Source organism: Ralstonia sp. RL (assembly GCF_001683835.1).
Classification (GTDB): Bacteria; Pseudomonadota; Gammaproteobacteria; order Burkholderiales; family Burkholderiaceae; genus Ralstonia; species Ralstonia mannitolilytica.
On record NZ_LWRX01000241.1, the window covers coordinates 1 to 2,168 of the forward strand.

Annotated in this window: 2 protein-coding genes; both read left to right on the plus strand. The window is 66.5% G+C overall.

Annotated features, from left to right (window positions below):
- A partial coding sequence (locus tag A6M56_RS21300) for a DapH/DapD/GlmU-related protein (RefSeq protein ID WP_286758408.1) occupies positions 1-258 on the plus strand: 258 nt, incomplete at its 5' end.
- A gap of 131 nt (positions 259-389) precedes the next feature.
- A partial coding sequence (glmS, locus tag A6M56_RS21305) for a glutamine--fructose-6-phosphate transaminase (isomerizing) (protein WP_286758409.1) occupies positions 390-2,168 on the plus strand: 1,779 nt, incomplete at its 3' end.

The window sequence follows — 2,168 nt, forward strand, 5'->3', positions numbered from 1 at the left end:
CGCGTGAACATCGGCGCCGGCACCATCACCTGCAACTACGACGGCGCCAACAAGTTCCGCACCATCATCGAGGACGACGCCTTCATCGGTTCCGACACGCAGCTCGTGGCGCCGGTGCGCGTTGGCAAGGGCGCCACCCTGGGCGCCGGCACCACACTGACCAAGGACGCGCCTGAGGGCAAGCTGACGGTCTCGCGTGCGCGCCAGACCACCATCGAGAACTGGCAGCGCCCCGTCAAGCAGAAGAAGCAGGCCTGACACGGCAAGCTTTGACAGGTTTTCTCCTGCGCCGAACAGCGGATGCCGCTGCGGCACACGAGCATCGATACTGAAATACCGAGTGCGGCGCACATTGACAGCGGCGCCGCACCCCAACCGGAGAAATCAACATGTGCGGTATCGTTGGCGCGGTTTCCACGCGCAATATCGTTCCCGTCCTGATCGAAGGCCTGCGCCGCCTGGAATACCGCGGCTACGACTCCTGCGGCGTCGCCGTGCAGCGTGACGGCCAGCTCGAGCGTGCGCGCACCGTCTCGCGCGTGGCAGATCTCGACGCGCAGGCGCAGTCGAGCCACCTCGATGGCACCATCGGCATTGCGCACACGCGCTGGGCCACGCATGGCCGGCCGGATACCGTCAACGCGCACCCGCACTTCTCGGGCGACACCATCGCCCTGGTGCACAACGGCATCATCGAGAACTATGAAGTGCTGCGCGACGAGCTCAAGGCCGCCGGCTACGGGTTTGAATCGCAGACGGATACCGAGGTCGTCGCCCACCTGATCCACCAGGCCTACACGTACCCGAGCAGCGCCACGCGCGGCGACCTGTTCGCCTCGGTGCGCGCCACGGTCAAGCGCCTGCACGGTGCCTATGCGATTGCCGTGTTCGCGCGCGACAACCCCGACGTGGTGGTGGGCGCGCGCGCCGGCTCGCCGCTGGTGGTGGCCATCGGCGAGAACGAAGCGTTCCTCGCCTCGGATGCGCTGGCCGTGGCCGGCTCCGCCAGCCGCATGGCGTACCTCGAAGAAGGCGACGTGGTGGAGATCACCCGCGACGGCTTCACCGTGGCCGATGCGCAGGACAACATCGTCGAGCGCGAAGTGAAGGAAGTCGGCACGTACGCCGCCGCCGTGGAGCTCGGCCCGTTCCGCCACTTCATGCAGAAGGAAATCTTCGAGCAGCCGCGCGCCCTGGGCGACACGCTCGAAGGCGTGCAAGGCTTCGGCCCCGACCTGTTCGGCCCCGAGGCGGCCCAGGTGCTGCCCAAGGTCGACAGCGTGCTGATCCTGGCCTGTGGCACGAGCTACTACTCCGGCTGCACGGCCAAGTACTGGCTCGAATCGATCGCCAAGATCCCGACACAGGTCGAGGTGGCCAGCGAATACCGTTACCGCGAGACCGTGCCCAACCCGAACGCGCTCGTCGTCGTGATCTCGCAATCGGGCGAAACCGCCGACACGCTGGCCGCACTGCGCCACGCACGCGAACTGGGCCACATGCACACGCTCGCCATCTGCAACGTGGCGACCAGCGCCATGGTGCGAGAGACGCAGCTCACGTTCCTCACGCGCGCCGGCACCGAGATCGGCGTGGCGTCCACCAAGGCGTTCACCACGCAGCTGGCCGCGCTGTACATGCTGGCGCTGACGTTCGCCAAGCTGCGCGGTCATCTGAATACCGAGCAGGAAGAAGATGCGCTGCGCCACCTGCGCCACCTGCCGTCGGCGCTGAACGCGGTGCTGGCGCTCGAGCCGCAGATCATCGCCTGGTCGGAAGAGTTTGCCCGCCGCGAAAACGCACTGTTCCTCGGCCGCGGTCTGCATTACCCGATCGCCCTGGAAGGTGCGCTCAAGCTCAAGGAAATTTCGTACATCCACGCAGAGGCCTACCCGGCCGGCGAACTCAAACACGGCCCGCTGGCCCTGGTGACCGAGCAGATGCCTGTCGTGACCGTCGCCCCGAACGACGCGCTGCTGGAAAAGCTCAAGTCGAACATCCAGGAAGTGCGCGCGCGCGGCGGCAAGCTGTACGTGTTTGCCGATGCCGATACGCATATCCAGTCGAGCGACGGTATCCAGGTGATCCGCATGCCGGAGCACTACGGCCAGCTCTCGCCGATCCTGCACGTGGTGCCGCTGCAGCTGCTGGCGTATCACACCGCGCTG